The following is a 21,413-nucleotide window of genomic DNA, read 5'->3' on the forward strand; positions in this document are numbered from 1 at the left end:
GAATCAGAAAACCACTGCTCGCAATCACGCTTCGAAGCTTATCGAAGCGGCCGGTTACGAGCGTTGCTCTATGGCGCCTTGGCGAGTTGGGTGGCGAAATAGCCGACCTCGATGTGTGTTCGCGGAGCTTGCGGTATTGGTCGGCCCATTTGGGCAATCTGAAGACCCACCAGTCCATGTTGCGGATTGCCGAAAGGGGCGGTGCTTCGCCCGCGACAAACGCTCGATGTAATCGTCCTATTCCGGCGGGCGGGCGCCATCGCGCCGCGCGGGCGCACCGATCGAATGCCCCTCTCGTGTTCTGTATGGAGTGCCGATGAACAGCCCTCTTCGCGCCGATTCACGCACATCCGAGGGGGCCGCTCCGTATTGCCGGCGAAAGGTGCGGTTGAAATAGGACACGTCGCCGAAACCGACCTCAAAAGCGACCGCGCTCACAGGCCGATCGGCGTAGCGCGGATTGACGAGCAATCGATGCGCTCGTGCGAGACGGCTCCCAAGCACGAATTGTGAAAATGTGGTCCCGTCGGCTTCAAACATTCGTTGTACTTGGCGCGGGGTGACGGCGTGCCGCCGCGCTACAGTCGCAACCGTGAGACTCCCATGATTGAGATGGTCGATGATGTCGGCTTTGATGGCACGCAGCCGCGCTGCGCGGACGCCCCGCCCATCGGCAAGAGCCGCGGCATCTCTCGTTGCGCCGAGCGCCACAGCGATCAGATCGTGCACATGCGAGGCCACGTGGTGCCGTAGCTGAGGCGTGGCAAGCGCATAATCCTCCTGCAGCGCTCCAACATAGTTCACCAACAATTTCAACGCTTCTGTGGAGCACGCAATAGGTTGCATCACGGAGGAATCGACGCTGCTCACCAGCGGCGCCAGCGCCTGCCGTGGAACGTGAAGGCACAGGATCGTCGCCGGGGCAGGGCAGACCATCGCTGCCGGATCCGCCGAGCTGACCAACAGCCCGTCACCGGCGCCCCACGTGACCTCGCATCCACGCTGCACCATCATGGCATCGTGCGAACTCATCACCAGGACAAGTCCGTCGTTGCCATCCGCCAACTGCTCGGCACCCCGCTCGTAGCGAAACGCCGACATGCTGGCCGACGTGATGGACAGCCCGGGCAGCGTCCGCACGGTCACGTCCGCATGCAAAGAATGATCCGGCAGTGGCGTGAGGTCGGCCTTCAGCACCAGCCGGCCGTACAGATCACGCCATGCGGCCACGCGGTCCTGCTCGGCAAAATCTTCCAGGGAAAACCGGGAAAGTGCAACGTCGTCGGCTGTCGAGGTCATCGGGAAACTCAGGGCTGTCGCAACAGGTGTCGCCGAATTGCCGCGTCTGGTTCATCAAGGCCACGCGGTTCGGTGGCAAAAACCGCACGCGACGCAGGGGCTTCCAATCAATGAATCGGCTGTGTCAAAGCGCCCTAGGCATGCTCCATCCGTGGTTCGCCCTGCGGCCATTTGCAGTCCGAGGTGGACCGCACGTCCATTGGCCGAAACGCATACAAATTTCGAAATACTGACCCGCCAGGTCGTTCTCATCCAATGCGTTGTCGCGCCTGTCCAAGCCGCCGGGCGGACAAGTCGCTAAAGCCCATGGCGCAAGATTGGCCCGCGCAGAAGGATAGGAAGGTATTTTGGCACTACTTTTACGTGTTGAAATCGCGCCGGGCGACGTCAGGCTTGCCATGGGTATCATCGACGTACTTGCTGTGTTCCTCGGAATGGTCCGATTTGCCTGGATCGTTGTCCGGACCGCAAAACCCAAGACGTTGCCGGCAGTGGCAAAGCTCTAAGTTCGAACTTCATGCGCGCACTGATCCTGGTCGCGACGTGGCTTGTCCTCGTTGCGGGAACTAACACATCCATCGCCGAAGGCGCAGCAACGTCGTGCCAACTGATAAATGGCAAGTCGATGATGCAGGCTGAACTGCTGTTTGGACGCCGTATCGCCGGACATGGCCGCGTATCGGACGCCCAGTGGTCGGACTTCCTTCTGAGGGAGGTGACGCCGCGCTTTCCAGATGGATTGACCCAGCTCAGGGCCTTCGGCCAGTGGCGCGACCCGGACACCGGCCGGATCACCCACGAGCCGTCCTTTGTCGTGCGCATCATCGCTGCCGAGACGCCGGAGACCTTGGCACGCTTGACACAGATCGGCACCGCATACAGGCAGCGCTTTCATCAGCAGTCGGTCGGCCTCACGCTCTCGACCACTTGCGCATCGTTCTGACCTCTCGCTGTAACCGCAACATCCATCCCGATCGCGCGCGCAGGGTTAGTCGCCAGCCAGGGGCCACTCGCCGGCATCGCGAAGGAAATCGTTGATCAAGGCGATAAGGGCCGGTTGCCTGGGGCAGTCGGCGCTTTGACGAACCTTATGGCGCTTTGGCAAGCTGGGTCGCGAAATAGCCGATCGTCTTGGCGTACACCTCGCTCTTGTTCCACTGCTGGATCACAGTAAAGTTCTCGCTGCCGGGCTCCCAGCCTTTGCCCTTCTTCCAGCCGTAGCTCTTCAGGAAGTTCGCCGTCGACGCCAGCACGTCCGGCACGTTGTGCAAGAGGTCGCGCTTGCCGTTGCCGTCGAAGTCGACCGCGAACTTGATGTAGGACGACGGCATGAACTGGGTCTGGCCGAGCTCGCCGGCCCAGGCGCCGCGCATCTCCTGCGGCGAGAGATCGCCACGCTCGACGATGCGCAACGCATCCATCAACTCGGCCTTGAACATGTCGGAGCGGCGGCAATCATAGGCCAGCGTCGCCAGCGAGCGTAGGGTCGGAAACTTGCCGGTATTGACGCCGAAATCGGTCTCCAGCCCCCAGATCGCGACCAGGATTTCGCCGGGCACGCCGTAGGCCTCCTCGATTCGCGACAGCACCGAGCCGTAGCGCTTCATCATGTCGGAGCCGCGATTGAGCCGCGGCGGCACCATGCGACCCGAGAACTGCTCGAAGGTCTGGCTGAACACCTGCTGCGAATGGTCGCGCGCCAGGATCGCCTTGTCCTGCGTGACGCCATTCAACCCGGCCTGGATCGCGTTCTGCGAAATGCCTTTCGTCACAGCCTCTTTCTTGAAGTCGTCGAGCCAGGACTCGAACGTGCCCGTGCCGCATTGGGCCGCGAGCGCAGACGCGGTCGAGGTCAACAGCCACGCCCCGACGGCGAGCGTGCGAAAGGAAAAGCGAGAGGTCATAGGCAATTTCACTCCGGAGTCTGCGATGTCATCGATTGGTCGCGAAACCCGGCGGGTATGTTCGCGGCAACAGCGGCTAAAACAAGGCTCGTGACCGAGCCGTTTATCTCAGGCAATGCTGCAAATGCCACGCCAATTTCACACCCATTTGACGATCCGGAACGACAAACCGCCGGCCGAATATAATCGGCCGGCGGTTGCTTTGGCGTTTACGCGTTCGGGGTGACTGGCGCTTAGCCGCGATCGCTGCGCCGCCACGGGAACAGGTTGGCCGGGAAGTCGGCGGCGGGCTTGCGCTCACGCGGCTCGGGGACCACCGGCCGTGCGTTCGGATCCTTGACGATGACCTCGCGATAGAGATGCCAGGTGGCGTGACCGAGCAGGGGGATCACGACGGCAAGCCCGAGGAAGAACGGGATCGTGCCGAGCACCAGCAACACCGCGACGATCAGGCCCCAGGCCGCCATCGGCACCGGGTTCTGTGCGACGGCGCGCATCGACGTCACCATGGCTTCGCCGGCGGTTGCCTGGCGGTCGAGCATCATCGGGAAGGCGACCACGCTGATGCACAGCGCGACGAGCGCGAACAGAAAGCCGACGCTGCAACCGACCACGATCAGCCACCAGCCTTGCGGGGTGGTCAGCACGCGCGCGGCAAAATCGGGAATGTCGGCCGCGATCTGATAGCCGAACACCGCGGTGTAGATCGCCTGCGCGGTCGCGATCCAGGTCACGAACAGCGCGAACAGCAACGTTCCGACCCCGAGCATCGCGCCGAATGACGGCGAGCGGAATACCTGCATGGCGTCCCATGCGGATGCCTCACCGCCGTCCTCGCGCCGACGGCTCATCTCGTAGAGGCCGATCGCGGCGAACGGGCCGAGCAGGGCAAAGCCCGCGGCCAGCGGAAACAGCAGGGGCAGCACGGAATAACCGTGCACGGTGCGCGCAAGCACGATGCCGAGCACCGGATAGATCAGACACAGGATGATGGCGTGGCTCGGTACTGCCTTGAAGTCTTCCCAGCCGAGACGCAGCGCTTGATGCAAATCGGACAGGCCGATGGTGCGGATAACTGGCGCAGATGCGGGGCCTTGTCCGCTCTGCGTCATCGATGTGACATTGCCTTGGTATGGAGTGGCCATGGTCGTTGTCTCCCTCTGGGCGGGCGCATTCTGCGCCCGGCGCGGGCACAAACGTACCGCCTCTCGAAGCGATCACGAGCAAGCCAGACGCGAAAGACAAAGCAGGGAACTGGCCGTGTCGCGAACTGTGAAGCGAGGGTACTCCCAAACCGCGGCAAAAGCACTCACGCTTAGGTGAATGTCGCATTGGCAAGGTATTGAGGGAGCGATACACTTGAACTGCGACCTCGGTCAGCCGGTGCATTGCCGCGTGGCCTTCACATCTCAACTCTCTTGGGAGCGAACGATGAGCATTTTCGGAAAAATCATGGGCGCGATCTTCGGCAGCAGCGCCAGCGCCGCGCCCGCCGGCGGAACGGCTACAAGCGCAGCTCCCGCCGGTGGATCCGGTAGCGCATCGCCGTCTCCTGCCGCGGTGCCCGCCGGCGCAGCGCCCGCGCAGTCCGTTGACGTCGCCCCCATCCTCGACAAGGCGGTTGCCGCAAAGGGTGAGAAGCTCGAGTGGCGGACCTCGATCGTCGACCTGATGAAGGCGCTCGACATCGACTCCAGCCTGTCGGCGCGCAAGGAGCTCGCCAAGGAGCTCGGTTACAGCGGCGACACCAATGATTCCGCCAGCATGAACATCTGGCTGCACAAGCAGGTGATGACGAAGCTCGCGGCCAATGGCGGCAAGCTGCCCCCGGATATCAAGCACTGACGGGATCATCATCCCGCACACCGCCAGGGCCCGCGCCAGCGCGGGCCCTTTTTTATGGGCCGGCGAGCATCTATAGATCGGCGGACAAGAAGGAGAACGCCCATGAAAGCTCCCATGAGAACTTCCGTGACTGATCTCGATCGCCGGACGATGCTTGCGACCGGCGCCCTCGCACTGGCCGGTGCCGCCGCGCAATCTGTGCCGGCCCACGCCGAGGCCGCGCCGAAGGCGATGTTTGCGGTCCCGGCCGTGACGATCCCGATCGTCGGCGTCACCGAAGTGTTCCAGGTCCGCCGCATCTACTGCATCGGCCGCAACTACGCCGCGCACGCGATCGAGCGCGGCTCCGATCCGACGCGCGAGCCGCCGTTCTTCTTCCAGAAGCCGACCGATGCGATCCAGAATGTCGCGATCGGCACGGTCGCCGATCATCCCTATCCGTCGCTCACCAAGAACTATCACCATGAGGTCGAACTGGTCGCCGCGCTGAAGTCCGGCGGCGCCAACATCCCCGCCGACAAGGCGCTCGATAACGTCTATGGCTACGCGCTCGGCCTCGACATGACGCGGCGCGATTTGCAGAACGGCATGGCTGCGGAGAAGAAGCCGTGGGAGATCGGCAAGAGCTTTGACCATGCCGCGGTGCTCGGGCCGATCCATCCGGCTGATAAGACCGGCCATTTCACGCAAGGCGCGATCTCGCTCGCGGTCAACGGCACGGTGCGGCAGAGCTCGGATCTGAAGAACATGATCTGGAGCGTCGCCGAGCAGATCGCAAAGCTGTCCGAGGCCTTCGAGCTGAAGGCCGGCGACATCATCTATTCCGGAACGCCGGAGAATGTCGGCCCGGTCGTCAAGGGCGACGTGCTGCTCTGCAAGCTCGAGGGCCTGCCCGACATGTCGATCAAGATCGTTTGACGCCGGGCAGGGCGCTATCCGGCAAGGTCCGCGTATTCCGGATGCTTGTCGAGGTAGTCCACCACGAAGCTGCAGCCGGCGATGACCTTGTGGCCGTCGGCGCGGATCAGCTCCAGCGCGCCCTTGACCAGCTCCGATGCGATGCCGCGGCCGCGCAGGGCGCGCGGTGTCTCGGTATGGGTGATGATGACGGCCGAGGGCGTCTGCCGGTAATTCGCAAAGGCTGTGCCTCCCTCGGTATCGAGTTCGAAGCGCCTCTCGGCCTTGTTGTCGCGGACGGCAGCCATCGCAAAATCCCGGTTGATTCACAGGCCTTGATCTAAGCCCGTGAACCCGCCGGTGCAAAGCCGCGACCAACCCGCAAATTGGCATTTGTGGATTGACGAGATGCGCATTTTGGCCTGCCTGACCGCCGCATTGCTCGGCGCCGCGTTGACGCTCCCAAATCCTCCGCAAGCCGCCGCCGGCGACGATCCGAGCTGGCAGACCTGCATCGGCGCCACGACGGCCCCAGGCGACCGCGTCACCGCCTGCACCGCGATGATCGACGGCAAGACCCAGACCGGCAGGCGGTTGGCCGGGGCCTATTGCAACCGCGGCCACGGACTGACCGAAAAGCGCGACCTCGACGCCGCGCTCGCCGACCTCAACGAGGCGATCAAGCTCGATCCCGCCTTTGCCTGCGCCTATACCAATCGCGGCCGGGTCTACGCCTTCAAGCAGGACCTCGATCATGCAATTGCCGACTACGACGAGGCGATCCGGATCGATCCGGCATTCGCGATGGCCTACAACAATCGCGGCGATGCCTGGCTCAACAAGGGCGATCTCGACCGCGCGCTGGCTGATCTCGACCTCGCCATCAAGTACAATCCAGAGCTCTCCACGGCCTATGGCAATCGCGGCTTCGTCTACTACCGCAAGCGCGACGCGGCGCATGCGATTGCCGACTTCACCACCGAGATCAGGCTCGAGCCCAACGTGCTCGCCTATCTCAACCGCGGCAATGTCTATCGCGAGACCGAGCAGCTCGATCGTGCCGCTGCCGATTACGGCGAGGCGGCGAAGATCGCGCCGACCGATGCGCGCGGCTGGCGCAACCGCGGCATGATCCGGCTCTTCCAGGGTGACAACAAGGGCGGGCTCGCCGACTACGACAAGGCGTTGCAATACGATCCCGCTGACGTCTATTCCTGGAATAACCGCGGCCAGGCCAAGCTGCGGCTCGGCGACAAGAAGGGCGCGGCGGCCGATTTCCGCAAGGCGCTGGAGCTGCAGCCCGGTCTGAAGTCCGCCAACGAGGCGCTGGCGCGGCTCGGTGGGGTCCGCTGACGCGCGGTGCCGGCCGCCCTCGATCCTGCCGCATCGCACATACGCCGATCGGGCCTTGCGGGCCGATGCAATTCGATTAGGCTTGTTCCCAGACATACGCCCCCGGATGCGGCCCAATGGTCGTCTGGTACCGAGTGGTGAGGCCGGCCGCTGACGTATGCCCCTTGTCGCAAGGAGGTTCGTCATGTCGGACAATCGTTTCTTCGGCACACACCGCCCCTGGGAGGACTGGCTCGGCATGCTGCTCGGCGTGCTGATCATGGTCTCGCCCTGGTTTCCGATACAGGTCAGCGACGTCGTCGATGTCGAGCGCAGCCACCTGGTGCTCAACAGCTTCGTGGTCGGCATGCTGGTGCTGGGCCTTGCCCAACTCGAATATGTCGCGCTGCATCGCTGGGAGCAGGTGGCGAGCATTGTGCTCGGCCTCTGGCTGGTCGCGTCGCCGAACATCTTCGGCTATTCGGAAGACCAGACACTGCAGCTCTGGCACATCCTGCTCGGCGGGCTGGTCGCGCTGATCGGCGCGTTGCAGCTCTGGCAGGACTGGAACCTGAGCGAGCAGGACCTGGCCAAGCATCCGCAATAGCGGCCTCGGGCCAGGTATTTTCGGGCCAAGTATTGTCGGGCCAAGTATTGTCGGGCCAGGCATTGTCGGGATGGCGGCCGCCGGCGCGGTATCATCGCGCCGCGTTCGGCGGGCCTTGCCGAGGCGCGCTGCTTGGCGATAAACCGGGTGGCACCACTCCCTTGCGGCGCTTGAAGACGCCCGGTTCTGACCGAGGAAACACCCGATGACCGTCCTGATCATGCCCTGTCTGTTGTGCGTATCGGCGGGGCGGCGATGAGCGGGACCGAGGTGACCGCGCCGCGTGGCGGGATCGCGCGGGTGTCGCGCCGGGTGATGAACCTCGCCTACATCCTGACCCAGAACGCCCGCCGCCACGGCGATCGTCCCGGCTTCATCTGGAACGAGAAGGCCTGGTCCTGGCGCCATATCGACCAGAACGTCTCGGCGCTGGCGGCGGCGCTGGCCGCGCGCGGCATCGGCGAGGGCGACCGCATCCTGGTGCATTCCAAGAACTGCGACGAGATGTTCTGGTCGATGTTCGCGGCCTTCCGGCTCGGTGCGGTCTGGGTGCCGACCAATTTCCGCCTGATGCCCGACGAGGTCGCCTATCTGGCGGCAGCCTCCGGCGCCAAGGCGTTTCTCTGTCACGCCGATTTCCCGGAGCATGCCAAGGCGGCCGCCAATCCCGCGCTCGAATTCGTCTGGCGGATCGGCGAGGAGGGCACGTTCGGCGAGGCGACGCTCGGTGACGTGATCGCCAAGCACGCCGGTGCAGCGGTCGAGAACACGCCGGTCGAGTACGACGATCCCTGCTGGTTCTTCTTCACCTCCGGCACCACCGGCCGCTCCAAGGCCGCGGTGCTGACGCATGGCCAGATGGCCTTTGTCATCACGAACCATCTTGCCGACCTGATGCCCGGCACCACCGAACACGACGCCTCGCTGGTGGTGGCGCCGCTGTCGCATGGCGCCGGCGTGCACCAGCTGGTGCAGACCGCGCGCGGCGTGCCGACCATCCTGCTGCCGTCGGAGAAGTTCGACATCGCGGAGGCGTACCGGCTGATCGCCAAGCACTGCGTTAGCAACATGTTCACGGTGCCGACCATCCTGAAGATGATGGTCGAGCATCCCGCCGCCGACCAGCACGACCATTCCTCGCTGCGCTACATCATCTATGCCGGCGCGCCGATGTATCGCGAGGACCAGAAGGCGGCGCTGAACAAGCTCGGCGGCGTGCTGGTGCAGTATTTCGGCCTCGGCGAGGTCACCGGCAACATCACGGTGCTGCCGCCCGGCCTGCACGATCCCGAGGACGGCCCGCATGCCCGGATCGGCACCTGCGGCTTCGAACGCACCGGTATGCAGGTCTCGATCCAGGGCGACGACGGAAGCGAGCTGAAAGCACGCGAGACCGGCGAGATCTGTGTGATCGGCCCCGGCGTGTTCGCCGGCTATTACGACAACCCCGAGGCCAATGCGAAGGCCTTCCGTGACGGCTGGTTTCGCACCGGCGACCTCGGCCACATGGACGAGGAGGGTTTTGTCTACATCACCGGCCGCGCCTCCGACATGTACATCTCCGGTGGCTCCAACATCTATCCGCGCGAGATCGAGGAGAAGCTTCTGACCCATCCCGCGGTCGGCGAGGTCGCCGTGCTCGGCGTGCCCGATCCGTTCTGGGGCGAGGTCGGTGTCGCCGTCTGCGTCGCGCGCGAGGGCACCGAGGCGGTCGCGGAGGCGGAGCTTGCGGCGTACCTCGCGCCGAAGGTGCCGCGCTACAAGATGCCAAAGCGCTTCTTCTTCTGGGAGGCGCTGCCGAAGTCCGGATACGGCAAGGTGCCGAAGCGGTTGATCCGCGACGAGCTCGAGGCGCGCGGGCTGCTCGAGGTGATTGCCAAATCGACGGGCGCCTGAGGCGATGCGCAGCATCGCCCAGCCCGGCGCTCCCATACCCGAGCGCATCCAATGGGTCGCCGCGCGCGGCCGCGCCTTTTCATTCATGCTGGAGGCCGGCATTCCCTTGCTCGAAGCCGCGCGCCGCGGCTTTGCGGCGGAGGGATTTTCCGGTGGCGTGCTCAGCGCCACGGGCGGCGCGCTCGGGCCGTTCGCCTATGTGATGCCGGCGCTGTCGAAGGACGGCGTCAACGCTGCATTCTACAGCGACACGTTCCGTCCCGATGGCGTGACACTGCTCAAGCTCGCGGCGCTGACCTTTGGCGAACGCGACGGCGCGCCGTTCTTCCATTGCCATGGGTTGTGGACCGAGGCTGACGGCCGCTTCAACGGCGGACACATGCTGCCGGACGAGACCATCGTCGCCGAGCCGTTCGAGGTCAGCGCGTTCGGCGTCGACGGTGCGACGTTCGTCGCCGAGCCCGACAGCGAGACCAATTTCAAGCTGTTCGGTCCGGTCGCCAGCGCGCCGCGCGGGGCGAAGACCACGAGCCATGCCTTCGCGTTGCGGCTGCGGCCGAACCAGGATTTCGCCTGTGCGTTAGAAGGCTTCTGTCGCCAGCACGGTATCCTGCGCGCGCGGCTGCATGGCGGCGTCGGCTCGACCGTCGGCGCGGTTTTCAGCGATGGCCACAGCGTGGTGCCGTTCGCGACCGAGCTTGCGGTGACCGCGGGGCAGATCGCGCCCGACGCCAATCGTCGGGTGCGCGCCAGTCTCGACGTCGCGCTGGTCGACTATCTCGGCGGCATCGCCGAGGGACGCCTGGTGCGCGGCGACAATCCCGTGCTGATGACGATGGAGCTGGTGCTGGAAGTGTTGGAGGAGGCAGAGCGGCCGTAGGGGCGGGCTCGCAGTCTCTCTGAGCGTCGTCCCGGCGTTCGCTGGAGTCGATATCGCGCCGCATCCTCCGCTGTCGTCCCGGCGAAGGCCGGGACCCATAACCACAGGACGTATGGATGGAGCGAGCTGGGGCCACACCGTCGCGCAACAACGGCCTTTTGGGGTAATGGGTCCCGGCCTTCGCCGGGACGACGGGGAGTGTGTAGTGCCGCCCGTGGGGCACACATCCGCATACTGGCGACAGGTAACGGCCGCTCACCGCCGCTTGCGGACATGGATGTTGATGTCGAGGTCGATCGCGCTGACACAGGTCTGCTCGGTGCGGTGCGAGCCGCCCTCGTGCCAGCGGCCCTTGCGCAAGCTGATCGCGCTGACCTGGGCAAGCCGCAGGCAGCGCCATTGCGGCAGCTTGCCCGAACTCTCGCCGGCGAACTGCCACGCCAGCACGACCTCTTCACCGCTTTTGTTGTGGCCGATGATATGCGGGCAGAGCTCACGCGGCCGATCGTCATAGCTGCAGACCACTTGCTGCTCGGTGAGGATCGCCTGGCGGAAAAGCATGTAGCTGCGGCTTGGCATCCGCTCCGCTCATTCGTCGAAGACGCGGAAAACCGCTGCGGCCGTCACCAGCAGCTTGTCGTCGGCGAAGGCTTCCGCATCGACGAAAGCGAAAGTCCGCGTCACCTTCTTCAAGGTCGTGCGGCCGATGATCCAGGGACCCGGCGCGGCGCCGCCGACGAAGCGGGTGTCCAGCGAAACGGTCGCGCATTTGCGTTTGGTTGCCATGAACACCGCACTGCCGAGGGCGGTATCGAGAAAGCCGAGGATCGCCCCGCCATGAATGTAGCCGTAGGGATTGCCGTGCCGATCGTCGCTCTGAAAGCCCCATTCGGGCGCGGCGTCGCCGGTCTCGCGCCAGTAGTAGGGGCCATTGTGGTCGATGAACCCTGGGCGGCTCGGCAGGAGCTTGAACCCTTCCGGAGGCGAGGTTGTCATTTCGGGGATCCCAACAAAGCTTGCTGATTCCGCGTTGTATGCGCGGAAGTTGAACCTAGCATTGTGCGCTGACGTGCGCGCCAGGCCAGTCCGTTTGTTCCCGTTGTGTTCTTGACGGGTTCACCTCTATCTGGGATCGTACTTGGCGCCGCCGCGGCGTGCCGGAAGCAGGACGAATGGCCAGAGGACGACACCGCCCGATCAACATGCCCGCGCCGTATCTCCGGCGCGTCTGGCTCGATCCTGAGCGCATTCCCAATCGCGATGCCTATCCGTTCGTGCTGCCGCTGCTGCGCGACGAATTCGAACTCAGCTTCGATAAGGCGATCACCATCATCGTCGGCGAGAACGGCACCGGCAAGTCGACGCTGCTGGAAGGTATCGCCGTAATGGCCGGCTATGACGATGCCGGCGGCGGCAACGGTTATCGTGCGGTCGACCATGGCAGGGCGCTGGAGAAAATGGGCGGTTCGCTTGCCTCGGCGTTGCGTGCGAGCTGGTTGCCCAAGATCACCAATGGCTGGTTCTTCCGCGCCGAAAGCTTCTTCTCGGTTGCACGATATCTGGACGAGGCAGCGCAGGACGTCGGCGCGTTGCCGCCGGACTTCCTGTCGCATTCCCACGGCGAGGGCTTCCTGCGCTTCTTCGAGGAGCGCTGCCAACGGCAGGGCATCTTCATCTTCGACGAGCCGGAATCCGCGCTGTCGCCGGCACGGCAGATCGAATTTCTCAAGCTGCTGCACCGAATGAACGGCACCGGCCACTGCCAGGTGATCATGGCGACGCATGCGCCGGTCCTGATGGCCTATCCCGACGCGACGCTGCTGCGGCTGAGCAAATACGGGCTCGAGCCGGTCAGCCTGCGGGAGACCGACCACTACCGGCTGATGCGCGAGTTTTGCGACGACCCGAAGGGGTTCGTCGAGGCGGCGATCGAGGAGTGACGCTGATGCCAAGGAGACTTGCCTCCCGGGGAAGCCCGCGGCCGCGACTTCGCTCTGGTGCAAGAATCCAGCCCCCGATCTAGTCTAGAACCTCGAACCATAAACTGCGGCATGCGCCAGGCGGCGCATGACCGACAGACATCGGGAGAGACCAGGGATGAGGTTGACGATCGCGAAGGCCGGCGTGGTGGTGGTGGCATTGGCCGTCTTGGGGGCCGCCTGGGCCCATGGGCCGACCCGCCAGAAGGTACGGGAATCCATCGAGATCGACGCGCCGCAGGCCAAGGTGTGGGCGGTGATCGGCAATTTCCAGGACATGAGCTGGCTTGCCGGTATCGCCAAGACCGAGGGCGAGAAGGGCAACGAGATCGGCGCCACGCGACGGCTGACACTGGCGCCCGGCATTACCATCGACGAGGAGCTCTACAAATACGAGCCCGAGATGATGAGCTATTCGTACCGGATCACGGCTGTCGACGTGAAGGTGCTGCCCGTCACCAATTACTCCTCGACGCTGTCGGTGTCGCCGGCCCCCGGCGGCAAGGCGAAGCTGGAATGGGCCGGCGCGTTCTATCGCGGCTTTCCGAACAACGATCCGCCGCCGGAGCTGAACGACGAGGCCGCGGTGAAGGCGGTGAGCGAGCTCTACCGGGGCGGGCTGGCGGCGCTGAAGAAGAAGATCGAGAGCGGAAGCTGAGAGGGCGTGAACCCTTACCGGTCCGTCCTTGCGAGGAGCGTCAGCGACGAAGCAATCCATGTTTCCGTTCTGCGGCGCTGTGGATTGCTTCGCTTCGCTCGCAATGACGTTGATCCAGTCGCTTGTGTGGGGCCCCTGAGCATGCGCGCGATCGCGCTGCTGGCGCTGCTCGCCGGTCTCAGTGGCGCGCGCGCCGAGGAGGCCTTTGTCACCAACCAGCTCAGCGACGATCTCACGGTGGTCGATCTTTCGACCTCGAACCCGGTTGCGACCATCGCGATCGGCGGCAAGCCCGCGGGTGTTGCCGTCAGCAACGACGGCCGCTTCGCCTATGTGACGAGCCCCGATGCCAAGGCGGTCACGGTGGTCGACGCGTCGGCGCGAAAGGTGGTCGGCCGGGTCGACGTCGGCGGCGGGCCGCTCGGCATCGCGGTGGCGCCCGACGGCGCAACCGTCTATGTCGCCGACTGGTACGCTGCCGCGGTGCGGGAGATCGATACCAAAGAGCAGCGTGTCGTCGCCAGTCTCGCGGTCGGTGCCTCGCCGTCGGGGCTTGCCGTGACGCCGGACGGGCGGCTGCTGCTCTCCGCCGACCGCGACGACGACAGCGTGTCGATCACAGACATTTCCGCGCACGAGCGGCGAGGGATCGTCAAGGTCGGGACCCGTCCGTTCGGTGTCACCATCGATGCCGAAGGCAAGCGCGCCTACACTGCCAATGTCGGCTCCAACGACGTCTCGGTAATCGACATTGCGACCGCGCGCGAGATCGGCCGCGTCCAGGTCGGCCTGCGCCCCTATGCCGTGGCGCTGGCGCAGGGCCGCGGCTTCGTCACCGACCAGTATGACGGCAAGGTCAGCGTGTTCGACCTCGCGACCTTGCAGCCCGTGAAGCGGATCACCGTCGGCGATTACCCCGAGGGCATCGAGGCGACCGCCGACGGCAAGCGGATCGTGGTCGCCAACTGGGAGAGCAACACGCTGAGCGTGATCGATGCCAGCGAGTTGAAAGTGATCGGCGAGGTCAAGGTCGGCGACGGCCCGCGGGCGTTCGGGGCGTTTCTGAGACGGACGGAGTAGGTGCGAGGCAAGGTGCGCAGGGTGGGCTGGCCACCCTACGATTGCTTCGCTTGCCGGGTGACTTGCTCGTCACGATTGGCCTTGGGTATAAGGCAGCCGGACAGGAACCCACCCGATGCCGGTCGATCAAATCCAGCTCAGCAAGTTCTTGAGCTTCGTGCTGCGGCACAAGCCCGATGAGATCGGCTTGACGCTCAGTGCTGACGGCTGGGTCAACATCGATGAGCTGGTTGAAAAAGCCAACGCGGCCGGAACGAGGTTTAGCCGCGCCGACCTGCTCGATGTCGTCGCGACCAGCGACAAGAAGCGGTTTTCGATCTCGGCCGATGGCCGCGATATCCGCGCCGCGCAGGGGCATTCGATATCAGTGGAGCTTGGCTTGCCGCCGCAACAGCCGCTGTCGATCCTGTATCACGGGACCGCGACGCGGTTTGTCGACGCGATCCTGGTGGAAGGCCTGAAGCCGCAGGCACGCCAGCAAGTGCATCTGTCCGCTGATGAAGCGACAGCCCTGCGCGTCGGTCAACGTCACGGCAAGCCCCATATTTTCAAGGTCGATGCAGGCGCGATGCACGGGAAGGGATTCAAGTTTTACCGGGCGGACAATGGCGTATGGCTGACCGACCACGTGCCGCCGCAGTTTCTCGGGCAGTGACGGAGGGCGGATGACGCTTCGCCAATCCGCACGACGACCTCTGCACATCGGCATGCGCCGGTGCTATAATCTCAGCGAACAAGGGAAGACAGGGAGGATGCCATGCATCACACCTTGGTGCCCAGCGACCGCGTCGAGCATGTCTGCGTGTTCGGGCGCGATGGCTCAAAGCTCGGATCGATCGAGCGGCTGATGCTCGACAAGGTGAGCGGAACGGTAGCCTACGCCGTGATCAAGACCGGTGGCGTGCTCAGCAGCCACCACCACTATCCGGTCAAATGGACGGCCTTGAAATTCGATCCCGTGCGCCAGGCCTTCGAGGCCGAGGTGACGCTGGACGATCTGCGCACCGGCCCATCCGAGTTCGACGGCGACGAATTCGACTGGGGCGACCGCTCGCACGCCTATACGCACCCGAATTATTGGGCGGTGTAGCGCGGAGGTGAAGGGGACAGTTGTTGTAGCCCGCATGAGCGAAGCGACATGCGGGAGCCATCCACTTGTTCTGCCCACAGTCCCGGATATCGCTTCGCTCATCCGGGCTACTTGCTCCTGCATTTCTGGTAGCTTTCATCAGCGGCGTATCATCGTTGCTTAGTCAAGGCAGACCCATGCCCCAATTCAAGCCCGCCGGCTGGCCTTCCGTCATACCGCGTATTGTTACGCGCGACCTCACCGGCCTGGCCGAATTCCTGAGAGACGTTTTTGATGCGAAAGGCGAAGTCCGGTCGGGAGCGCCAACGGAAATTCGCATCGGAGACTCGATCATCCTGATCAGCGACGGCGGAGGCGTCCGCGAGGCCATGCCGGCCTTTCTCTATGTGTATGTCGAGAACACGGACGAGACCTATCGGCGGGCGCTCGCGGCCGGCGCCGAATCGATCGAGGCCCCTGCGGATACGCCTTATAGCGACAGGCGCGCGATGGTCCGGGATTCCTGGGCAAACGTCTGGCAGATCGCCACCTACGGCGGGAGATAGGACGTGAGCTGGGCTCGGATTTGGTTTCGACCGCGTGCACGACCATCTCGTGATCGCCTACCTTAAAGCTGATCCGCCATACCCGCGATAATTCCGGCATCTGCTCCCACTCGCCCCAAGCCTTGGCCAAGTCTTTTCGTATGGCTGGGGTCAGCCCTGGAAGCGCACCATCCGGAATCTGCGCAAGCGCCTGTGGTGCAAAGCCCTTGTAGTTGCTGTAGCTGCCCTGCACGGCACACGTCGACCCTCGGTAGCTCGCGACATATGTGTACAGAGGCACTCCTGCTACTCCGCCGCCTCGCTCGCTGAGCTCTTCCGCGGCTTGCTGTTCGCCTTCTTGAGCACCGGCGCCAAAAACTTGCCTGTATAGCTCCTCGGCGCTTTCACGATGTCCTCCGGCGGGCCCCAGGCGACGATCTCGCCGCCGCCGTCGCCGCCTTCGGGGCCGAGGTCGATCACCCAGTCGGCGGTCTTGATGACTTCGAGATTGTGCTCGATCACCACCACCGTGTTGCCCTGGGCGACCAACTCGTGCAGCACCTCGAGCAGCTTGGCGACGTCGTGGAAGTGCAGGCCGGTGGTCGGCTCGTCCAGGATGTAGAGCGTGCGGCCGGTGGCGCGCTTTGACAGCTCCTTGGCGAGCTTGACGCGCTGGGCCTCGCCGCCGGACAGCGTGGTGGCCTGCTGGCCGACATGGATGTAGTCGAGGCCGACGCGGTGCAGGGTCTGGAAGGTCTCGCGCACGCGCGGCACCGCCTTGAAGAACTCGGCGGCTTCCTCGACGGTCATGTCGAGCACGTCGGCGATGCTCTTGCCCTTGAACAGCACCTCGAGGGTCTCGCGGTTGTAGCGCTTGCCCTTGCAGGTGTCGCAGGTGACGTAGACGTCGGGCAGGAAGTGCATCTCGATCTTGATGACGCCGTCGCCCTGGCAGGCCTCGCAGCGGCCGCCCTTGACGTTGAAGGAGAAGCGCCCGGGCTCGTAGCCGCGCGCCTTCGCCTCGGGCAGGCCTGCGAACCATTCGCGGATCGGCGTGAAGGCGCCTGTATAGGTCGCGGGGTTCGAACGCGGGGTGCGGCCGATCGGCGACTGGTCGATGTCGATGATCTTGTCGATGTGCTCGAGGCCCTCGATGCGGTCGTGCGGGGCGGCGCCTTCGCTGGCATTGTTCAGCTTGCGCGCGATCGACTTGTAGAGCGTGTCGATCAGCAAGGTCGACTTGCCGCCACCGGAGACGCCGGTCACGCAGGTGAACAGGCCGAGCGGGATCTCAGCCGAGACGTTCTTCAGATTGTTGCCACGGGCGTTGATGACCTTGATGGTGCGCCGGTGGTTCGGCGGCCGCCGGTCGGGCACCGGGACCGAAAGCTCGCCGGTCAGGTATTTGCCGGTCAGCGAGTTCGGGTTGCGCATGATCTGGTCGGGCGTGCCCTCGGCGACGATGTGGCCGCCATGCATGCCGGCGCCGGGACCGATATCGAGCACGTAGTCGGCGAGGCGGATGGCGTCCTCGTCATGCTCGACCACGACCACGGTATTGCCGAGGTCGCGAAGCCGCTTCAGCGTGTCGAGCAGGCGGGCGTTGTCGCGCTGGTGCAGGCCGATCGACGGCTCGTCCAGCACGTAGAGCACGCCGGTCAGGCCCGAGCCGATCTGCGAGGCCAGGCGGATGCGCTGGCTCTCGCCGCCGGACAGCGTGCCCGACGATCGCGACAGCGTCAGGTAGTTGAGGCCGACGTCGAGCAGGAAGGTCAGGCGCTCGCGGATTTCCTTCAGGATGCGCGCGGCGATCTCGTTCTGCTGCGCATTCAGCGCTTCCGGCACGGTCTCGAACCACTCGCCGGCGCGCCTCACCGAGAGCTCGGAGATCTCGCCGATATGCTTGCCGCCGATCTTGACGCACAGCGCCTCCGGCTTCAGCCGATAGCCGTTGCAGCCGGCGCAGGGCACGTCGGAGAAATACTTGCCGAGCTCCTCGCGCGCCCATTCGCTCTCGGTCTCGCGGTAGCGGCGGTTGATGTTGGTGACGACGCCCTCGAACGGTTTCTTGGTGTCGTAGGAGCGGACGCCGTCCTCATAGGAGAACTTGATCTCGTCGTCGCCGGAGCCGTGCAGCAGCGCGGCCTGCACCTTCTTGGTGAGGTCCTTCCACTTGGTATCGAGCGTGAATTTGTAGTGCTTGCCGAGCGCCGTCAGTGTCTGGATGTAATAGGGCGAGGACGACTTCGCCCAGGGTGCGATCGCGCCCTTGCGCAAGGTCAGCTCCTTGTCGGGGATGACCAGGTCTTCGTCGATATGCTGCTCGACGCCGAGGCCGCCGCAGGCCGGGCACGCGCCATAGGGGTTGTTGAACGAGAACAGGCGCGGCTCGATCTCGGGGATCGTGAAGCCGGAGACCGGGCAGGCGAACTTTTCCGAGAACAGGATGCGCTCGGGGCCGCTCTTGTCGTGGATCTTCGCGGTCTTCTTCTTGTCCTCGGCCGGTGCCGCCGTCGGCGCATCGGCATACTCGATCACCGCGAGGCCCTCGGCGAGCTTCAGCGCAGTCTCAAAGCTTTCCGCGAGGCGCTGGGAGAGGTCGGGGCGCACCACGATGCGGTCGACCACGACGTCGATGTCGTGCGGGAATTTCTTGTCGAGCGCGGGCACCTCCGATAGCTCATGGAAGGTGCCGTCGATCTTGACGCGCTGAAAGCCCTTCTTGAGGTACTCGGCGAGCTCCTTCTTGTACTCGCCCTTGCGGCCACGCACGACCGGCGCCAGCAGATAGAGGCGGGTGCCTTCCGGCAGCGCCAGCACGCGGTCGACCATCTGCGAGACGATCTGGCTCTCGATCGGAAGGCCCGTGGCCGGCGAATAGGGCACGCCGACGCGCGCCCACAGCAGGCGCATGTAGTCGTAGATCTCGGTGACGGTGCCCACGGTGGAGCGCGGGTTCTTCGACGTCGTCTTCTGCTCGATCGAGATCGCCGGCGACAGGCCGTCGATCTGGTCGACATCGGGCTTTTGCATCATCTCAAGGAACTGGCGCGCATAGGCCGACAGCGACTCGACGTAGCGGCGCTGACCCTCGGCGTAGATGGTGTCGAACGCGAGCGACGACTTGCCGGAGCCGGACAGGCCGGTGAACACCACGAGCTTGTCGCGCGGAATCTCGACGTCGATGTTCTTCAGATTGTGTTCGCGCGCGCCGCGGATCGTGATGGCGCGCGATGAGGAGCCGGCGGTCTGTTGGCGCTTCGCCTTGAGCACTTCATCCATAGCGACATTTCCGGGCGCATGATCGGGCGCCTTTTGGGCGCGCATCGCCGGTGCTGCCGGGACCTTGCGCCGATGGGTGAGAAGACTGGAACGTAGGAAGAACGGCCGACAATTTCCAGTGCTGAGTCGCGTCCATCAACGGATAGTTTGCCTGTTGGCAGCAGCCGTCAGCAGGATGCGGTTCCCAGACGCAAAAAGGCCGGCGCGAGGCCGGCCTTTCCGAGACCCTGAGGTCTGTTTTTCGCTCAGTACTTGGCGACGATCGGGCCGCCGAAGTGATAGTTCACGCCGAACTGCACGGTGTGCAGGTTGATGTCGGCAGACGGAATGCCGAAGTAGGTCTCGCCGCCGAGGCTGCGATACAGGTACTCGCCCTTGATCGACCACTGCGGCGCGATGAACGCCTCGATGCCGGCGCCGACCGTCCAGCCGGAGTGGAAGTTGCTCTGCGAGACGCTCACGCCGCCAGCGCTGAGGGTGAGCTTGTTGTCGGCCCAGGCGTAGCCGCCGGTGCCGTAGAACAGCACCTTGTCGACGGCGAAGCCGATGCGGCCGCGCGCGGTGCCGAGCGAGTCGATCTTGCTCGTCGCGGTGATGCCGAAAGCGGTTGCGGACGCATTGACGTCAGCCCAGGCGCCGTCAGCCTCGAGGCCGTACACGATGTTGCCGGCCTGCCAATTGTAGCCGATGGTGCCGCCGCCGAAGCCGCCTTCCATCTTCGGGTTGCCGGAGTCCTCGCTGGCATAGCCACCGAAGCCGCCGATGTAGAAGCCGGTCCAGTTGTAGATCGCGGCCGGCGGCGGAGCCTTCACGTAAGGCGCGCGTGCCGCCATATCGGCGGCCATTGCCGGTGCAATTGCGCTGAGGGCAAACATGCCGGCCGATGCCAGCAAAACATTCCTGATTTTCAAAGTCCCAGTCCCATTTTCTTGTTGTCCCTTCAAACATTGAAGGGAACGTCACAGCAGTGTCGTGTGACGCTCGCGCGTTTCTACATAGAAATCTCGGAAGTTGTGTATCCGTGAAACCACAATGCACGGAAAATGGCTCGGCGAGCGCGCGCTTGCCCGCAAGAAAAAAGCCGGCGCAGGGCCGGCTCTTGTGTTCGCTGTGCAGGTGCGGCGTGCGACCGCCGGTAGCTCAGTATTTCGCTGATACGACCGGGCTCGGCGGGTTGAAGTGGTAATTGATGCCGAGCTTGACGGTGTGGAACGTGTCCTTCCACTCCGAGCGATCGTTGATCGCGGGCGTGTACTGGATCGGCGCGACCTTGCCGAGATCGATGTAGTTGTACTCGAGCTTGGCCGACCAGTTGGCGGCGAACATGTATTCGACCCCGGCGCCGACGGTCCATCCCCAGCGCGTGTCGCTGGCCGAGACCGAGGGCGGCGCGAGCCCGGCATTGTAACGATGCAGGATATCGCCGACCGCGGCGCCGCCGCTCGCGAACCACAGCGTGGCACCGTCGGCGTAGCCGAGCCGGCCCTTGATGTCGCCGAAGCTGCGCAGCTCGGTGGTGTAGCTGTCGAGCACGCTCGGCGGTCCGACATTGATCACGCTGGAGCGGCCGTTGACGGCGGACCAGTGGTAATCGCCTTCGACGCCGAACACGACGGGGCCGGTCTGGACATTGTAGCCGATCACGCCGCCGAAAAAGCCGCCGCTGGTGTTGTAGGTTTGGGTGCCGATGAACGCCGCATCGTTCGGTGCGCCGAGATAGGTCTCGTTGCTGGTGCCCCAGCCGCCGCCGCCCTGGGCGCCGAGATAGAAGCCGTTCCAGCTGGTCGCGGGCGTCACAACCTGCGGCGTTGGGGAATGTGCGGCGAGGTCAGCCGCCGATACGGACGAAACGCTCAGCGCGGCGAGGCCGGCTGCGGCAACACAAAGCTGCTTCATGGAATCCATCCCGCTTCGAATCGATCAAGTGCGGGACAAGGCTACCATTCCAGGTTGCAATCGAGCGTGTTGCGCCCGCAACACCAGTAGCATTTTGATTTTATTGCATATTTTACGATTTATTAAGATTTAACCACGTTTGATTCGTGGCGGTGACCCGGCGCGCTCGGCTGCGCAACAAGGCGGCCACGCAAACAAAAAGGCCGGCGTGAAGCCGGCCTTTCGTCTGGATCAAATCCGTGTC

At 64.4% G+C, this 21,413-nt stretch carries 22 protein-coding genes; 13 read left to right on the top strand and 9 right to left on the bottom strand.

Annotated features, from left to right (window positions below; genetic code table 11):
- Nucleotides 1-237: 237 nt before the first annotated feature.
- The gene (locus ACOIX3_RS19580; RefSeq protein ID WP_420971456.1) at nt 238-1,299 is read right to left on the bottom strand and encodes an AraC family transcriptional regulator; all 1,062 of its coding nucleotides are present in this window, start codon (nt 1,297-1,299) and stop codon (nt 238-240) included.
- A 517-nt stretch (nt 1,300-1,816) separates the two neighbouring features.
- Between ACOIX3_RS19580 and ACOIX3_RS19585 the strand changes: the two genes are divergently transcribed.
- A complete protein-coding gene (locus ACOIX3_RS19585; protein WP_420971457.1) occupies nt 1,817-2,242 on the top strand; it encodes a DUF3574 domain-containing protein in 426 nt (141 codons plus the stop codon).
- A 145-nt stretch (nt 2,243-2,387) separates the two neighbouring features.
- On the opposite strand, the gene ACOIX3_RS19590 is transcribed toward ACOIX3_RS19585, so the two are convergent.
- A complete protein-coding gene (locus ACOIX3_RS19590; RefSeq protein ID WP_420971458.1) occupies nt 2,388-3,203 on the bottom strand; it encodes a lytic murein transglycosylase in 816 nt (271 codons plus the stop codon).
- A gap of 233 nt (nt 3,204-3,436) precedes the next feature.
- Nucleotides 3,437-4,348 (bottom strand): DUF2189 domain-containing protein, encoded by a 912-nt coding sequence (locus ACOIX3_RS19595; RefSeq protein WP_420971459.1) that lies wholly within the window; start codon nt 4,346-4,348, stop codon nt 3,437-3,439.
- Nucleotides 4,349-4,634: 286 nt separating this feature from the next.
- Here ACOIX3_RS19595 and ACOIX3_RS19600 point away from each other — a divergent pair, with 286 nt between their 5' ends.
- Complete coding sequence (locus ACOIX3_RS19600; RefSeq protein WP_050630562.1) at nt 4,635-5,048, top strand: DUF3597 domain-containing protein; 414 nt, start codon at nt 4,635-4,637, stop codon at nt 5,046-5,048.
- A gap of 126 nt (nt 5,049-5,174) precedes the next feature.
- Nucleotides 5,175-5,966, top strand: coding sequence for a fumarylacetoacetate hydrolase family protein (locus ACOIX3_RS19605; RefSeq protein WP_420971460.1), 792 nt, complete (start codon nt 5,175-5,177; stop codon nt 5,964-5,966).
- 14 nt (nt 5,967-5,980) lie between these two features.
- On the opposite strand, the gene ACOIX3_RS19610 is transcribed toward ACOIX3_RS19605, so the two are convergent.
- Nucleotides 5,981-6,253, bottom strand: coding sequence for a GNAT family N-acetyltransferase (locus ACOIX3_RS19610; RefSeq protein ID WP_375783159.1), 273 nt, complete (start codon nt 6,251-6,253; stop codon nt 5,981-5,983).
- 100 nt (nt 6,254-6,353) lie between these two features.
- On the opposite strand from ACOIX3_RS19610, the gene ACOIX3_RS19615 reads away from it, so the two are divergent.
- The 4 genes from ACOIX3_RS19615 (at nt 6,354) to ACOIX3_RS19630 (ending at nt 10,660) form a co-directional block, all read left to right on the top strand.
- Nucleotides 6,354-7,298 (top strand): tetratricopeptide repeat protein, encoded by a 945-nt coding sequence (locus ACOIX3_RS19615; RefSeq protein WP_420971461.1) that lies wholly within the window; start codon nt 6,354-6,356, stop codon nt 7,296-7,298.
- Nucleotides 7,299-7,482: 184 nt separating this feature from the next.
- Nucleotides 7,483-7,884, top strand: coding sequence for an SPW repeat protein (locus ACOIX3_RS19620; protein WP_420971462.1), 402 nt, complete (start codon nt 7,483-7,485; stop codon nt 7,882-7,884).
- 255 nt (nt 7,885-8,139) lie between these two features.
- Nucleotides 8,140-9,780 (top strand): acyl-CoA synthetase, encoded by a 1,641-nt coding sequence (locus ACOIX3_RS19625; RefSeq protein WP_420971463.1) that lies wholly within the window; start codon nt 8,140-8,142, stop codon nt 9,778-9,780.
- A 4-nt stretch (nt 9,781-9,784) separates the two neighbouring features.
- Entirely contained in the window at nt 9,785-10,660 is an 876-nt protein-coding gene (locus tag ACOIX3_RS19630) for a PCC domain-containing protein (protein ID WP_420971464.1), read from the top strand.
- 255 nt (nt 10,661-10,915) lie between these two features.
- On the opposite strand, the gene ACOIX3_RS19635 is transcribed toward ACOIX3_RS19630, so the two are convergent.
- Both ACOIX3_RS19635 and ACOIX3_RS19640 read right to left on the bottom strand, forming a co-directional pair.
- Nucleotides 10,916-11,239: a hypothetical protein gene (locus ACOIX3_RS19635; RefSeq protein WP_420971465.1), complete on the bottom strand. Its 324-nt coding sequence runs from the start codon at nt 11,237-11,239 to the stop codon at nt 10,916-10,918.
- Nucleotides 11,240-11,248: 9 nt separating this feature from the next.
- A complete protein-coding gene (locus ACOIX3_RS19640; protein ID WP_420971466.1) occupies nt 11,249-11,656 on the bottom strand; it encodes a PaaI family thioesterase in 408 nt (135 codons plus the stop codon).
- A 176-nt stretch (nt 11,657-11,832) separates the two neighbouring features.
- On the opposite strand from ACOIX3_RS19640, the gene ACOIX3_RS19645 reads away from it, so the two are divergent.
- From ACOIX3_RS19645 to ACOIX3_RS19670, 6 genes are all read left to right on the top strand, one after another.
- Nucleotides 11,833-12,600 carry an AAA family ATPase gene (locus ACOIX3_RS19645; protein WP_420971467.1) on the top strand — a complete coding sequence of 256 codons (768 nt, stop codon included), beginning with the start codon at nt 11,833-11,835 and terminating at the stop codon, nt 12,598-12,600.
- A 157-nt stretch (nt 12,601-12,757) separates the two neighbouring features.
- Complete coding sequence (locus ACOIX3_RS19650; protein ID WP_420971468.1) at nt 12,758-13,297, top strand: SRPBCC family protein; 540 nt, start codon at nt 12,758-12,760, stop codon at nt 13,295-13,297.
- Nucleotides 13,298-13,438: 141 nt separating this feature from the next.
- A complete protein-coding gene (locus ACOIX3_RS19655; RefSeq protein ID WP_420971469.1) occupies nt 13,439-14,377 on the top strand; it encodes a cytochrome D1 domain-containing protein in 939 nt (312 codons plus the stop codon).
- Nucleotides 14,378-14,492: 115 nt separating this feature from the next.
- On the top strand, nt 14,493-15,032 hold the full coding sequence (locus ACOIX3_RS19660) for an RNA 2'-phosphotransferase (protein ID WP_420971470.1): 540 nt from the start codon (nt 14,493-14,495) through the stop codon (nt 15,030-15,032).
- Nucleotides 15,033-15,134: 102 nt separating this feature from the next.
- Nucleotides 15,135-15,467 (top strand): PRC-barrel domain-containing protein, encoded by a 333-nt coding sequence (locus tag ACOIX3_RS19665; RefSeq protein ID WP_420971471.1) that lies wholly within the window; start codon nt 15,135-15,137, stop codon nt 15,465-15,467.
- A gap of 176 nt (nt 15,468-15,643) precedes the next feature.
- On the top strand, nt 15,644-16,012 hold the full coding sequence (locus tag ACOIX3_RS19670) for a VOC family protein (protein ID WP_420971472.1): 369 nt from the start codon (nt 15,644-15,646) through the stop codon (nt 16,010-16,012).
- A 285-nt stretch (nt 16,013-16,297) separates the two neighbouring features.
- On the opposite strand, the gene uvrA is transcribed toward ACOIX3_RS19670, so the two are convergent.
- The 3 genes from uvrA to ACOIX3_RS19685 form a co-directional block, all read right to left on the bottom strand.
- Complete coding sequence (gene uvrA, locus ACOIX3_RS19675) at nt 16,298-19,273, bottom strand: excinuclease ABC subunit UvrA (protein ID WP_420971473.1); 2,976 nt, start codon at nt 19,271-19,273, stop codon at nt 16,298-16,300.
- Between the two features lie 245 nt (nt 19,274-19,518).
- Nucleotides 19,519-20,148 carry an outer membrane protein gene (locus ACOIX3_RS19680; protein ID WP_420971474.1) on the bottom strand — a complete coding sequence of 210 codons (630 nt, stop codon included), beginning with the start codon at nt 20,146-20,148 and terminating at the stop codon, nt 19,519-19,521.
- Nucleotides 20,149-20,413: 265 nt separating this feature from the next.
- Entirely contained in the window at nt 20,414-21,169 is a 756-nt protein-coding gene (locus tag ACOIX3_RS19685; protein ID WP_420971475.1) for an outer membrane protein, read from the bottom strand.
- Nucleotides 21,170-21,413 lie beyond the last annotated feature (244 nt).

It is taken from the genome of Bradyrhizobium sp. B120, from assembly GCF_049075665.1.
Classification (GTDB): domain Bacteria; phylum Pseudomonadota; class Alphaproteobacteria; order Rhizobiales; family Xanthobacteraceae; genus Bradyrhizobium.

Excerpts from the sequence above, each read along its gene's own strand:
- ACOIX3_RS19580 (WP_420971456.1), bottom strand. The coding sequence starts at position 1,299 with ATGACCTCGACAGCCGACGACGTTGCACTTTCCCGGTTTTCCCTGGAA.
- ACOIX3_RS19585 (WP_420971457.1), top strand. The coding sequence starts at position 1,817 with ATGCGCGCACTGATCCTGGTCGCGACGTGGCTTGTCCTCGTTGCGGGA.
- ACOIX3_RS19590 (WP_420971458.1), bottom strand. The coding sequence starts at position 3,203 with ATGACCTCTCGCTTTTCCTTTCGCACGCTCGCCGTCGGGGCGTGGCTG.
- ACOIX3_RS19595 (WP_420971459.1), bottom strand. The coding sequence starts at position 4,348 with ATGGCCACTCCATACCAAGGCAATGTCACATCGATGACGCAGAGCGGA.
- ACOIX3_RS19600 (WP_050630562.1), top strand. The coding sequence starts at position 4,635 with ATGAGCATTTTCGGAAAAATCATGGGCGCGATCTTCGGCAGCAGCGCC.
- ACOIX3_RS19610 (WP_375783159.1), bottom strand. The coding sequence starts at position 6,253 with ATGGCTGCCGTCCGCGACAACAAGGCCGAGAGGCGCTTCGAACTCGAT.
- ACOIX3_RS19615 (WP_420971461.1), top strand. The coding sequence starts at position 6,354 with ATGCGCATTTTGGCCTGCCTGACCGCCGCATTGCTCGGCGCCGCGTTG.
- ACOIX3_RS19620 (WP_420971462.1), top strand. The coding sequence starts at position 7,483 with ATGTCGGACAATCGTTTCTTCGGCACACACCGCCCCTGGGAGGACTGG.
- ACOIX3_RS19625 (WP_420971463.1), top strand. The coding sequence starts at position 8,140 with ATGAGCGGGACCGAGGTGACCGCGCCGCGTGGCGGGATCGCGCGGGTG.
- ACOIX3_RS19630 (WP_420971464.1), top strand. The coding sequence starts at position 9,785 with ATGCGCAGCATCGCCCAGCCCGGCGCTCCCATACCCGAGCGCATCCAA.
- ACOIX3_RS19635 (WP_420971465.1), bottom strand. The coding sequence starts at position 11,239 with ATGCCAAGCCGCAGCTACATGCTTTTCCGCCAGGCGATCCTCACCGAG.
- ACOIX3_RS19640 (WP_420971466.1), bottom strand. The coding sequence starts at position 11,656 with ATGACAACCTCGCCTCCGGAAGGGTTCAAGCTCCTGCCGAGCCGCCCA.
- ACOIX3_RS19645 (WP_420971467.1), top strand. The coding sequence starts at position 11,833 with ATGGCCAGAGGACGACACCGCCCGATCAACATGCCCGCGCCGTATCTC.
- ACOIX3_RS19650 (WP_420971468.1), top strand. The coding sequence starts at position 12,758 with ATGAGGTTGACGATCGCGAAGGCCGGCGTGGTGGTGGTGGCATTGGCC.
- ACOIX3_RS19655 (WP_420971469.1), top strand. The coding sequence starts at position 13,439 with ATGCGCGCGATCGCGCTGCTGGCGCTGCTCGCCGGTCTCAGTGGCGCG.
- ACOIX3_RS19660 (WP_420971470.1), top strand. The coding sequence starts at position 14,493 with ATGCCGGTCGATCAAATCCAGCTCAGCAAGTTCTTGAGCTTCGTGCTG.
- ACOIX3_RS19665 (WP_420971471.1), top strand. The coding sequence starts at position 15,135 with ATGCATCACACCTTGGTGCCCAGCGACCGCGTCGAGCATGTCTGCGTG.
- ACOIX3_RS19670 (WP_420971472.1), top strand. The coding sequence starts at position 15,644 with ATGCCCCAATTCAAGCCCGCCGGCTGGCCTTCCGTCATACCGCGTATT.
- uvrA (WP_420971473.1), bottom strand. The coding sequence starts at position 19,273 with ATGGATGAAGTGCTCAAGGCGAAGCGCCAACAGACCGCCGGCTCCTCA.
- ACOIX3_RS19680 (WP_420971474.1), bottom strand. The coding sequence starts at position 20,148 with ATGTTTGCCCTCAGCGCAATTGCACCGGCAATGGCCGCCGATATGGCG.
- ACOIX3_RS19685 (WP_420971475.1), bottom strand. The coding sequence starts at position 21,169 with ATGAAGCAGCTTTGTGTTGCCGCAGCCGGCCTCGCCGCGCTGAGCGTT.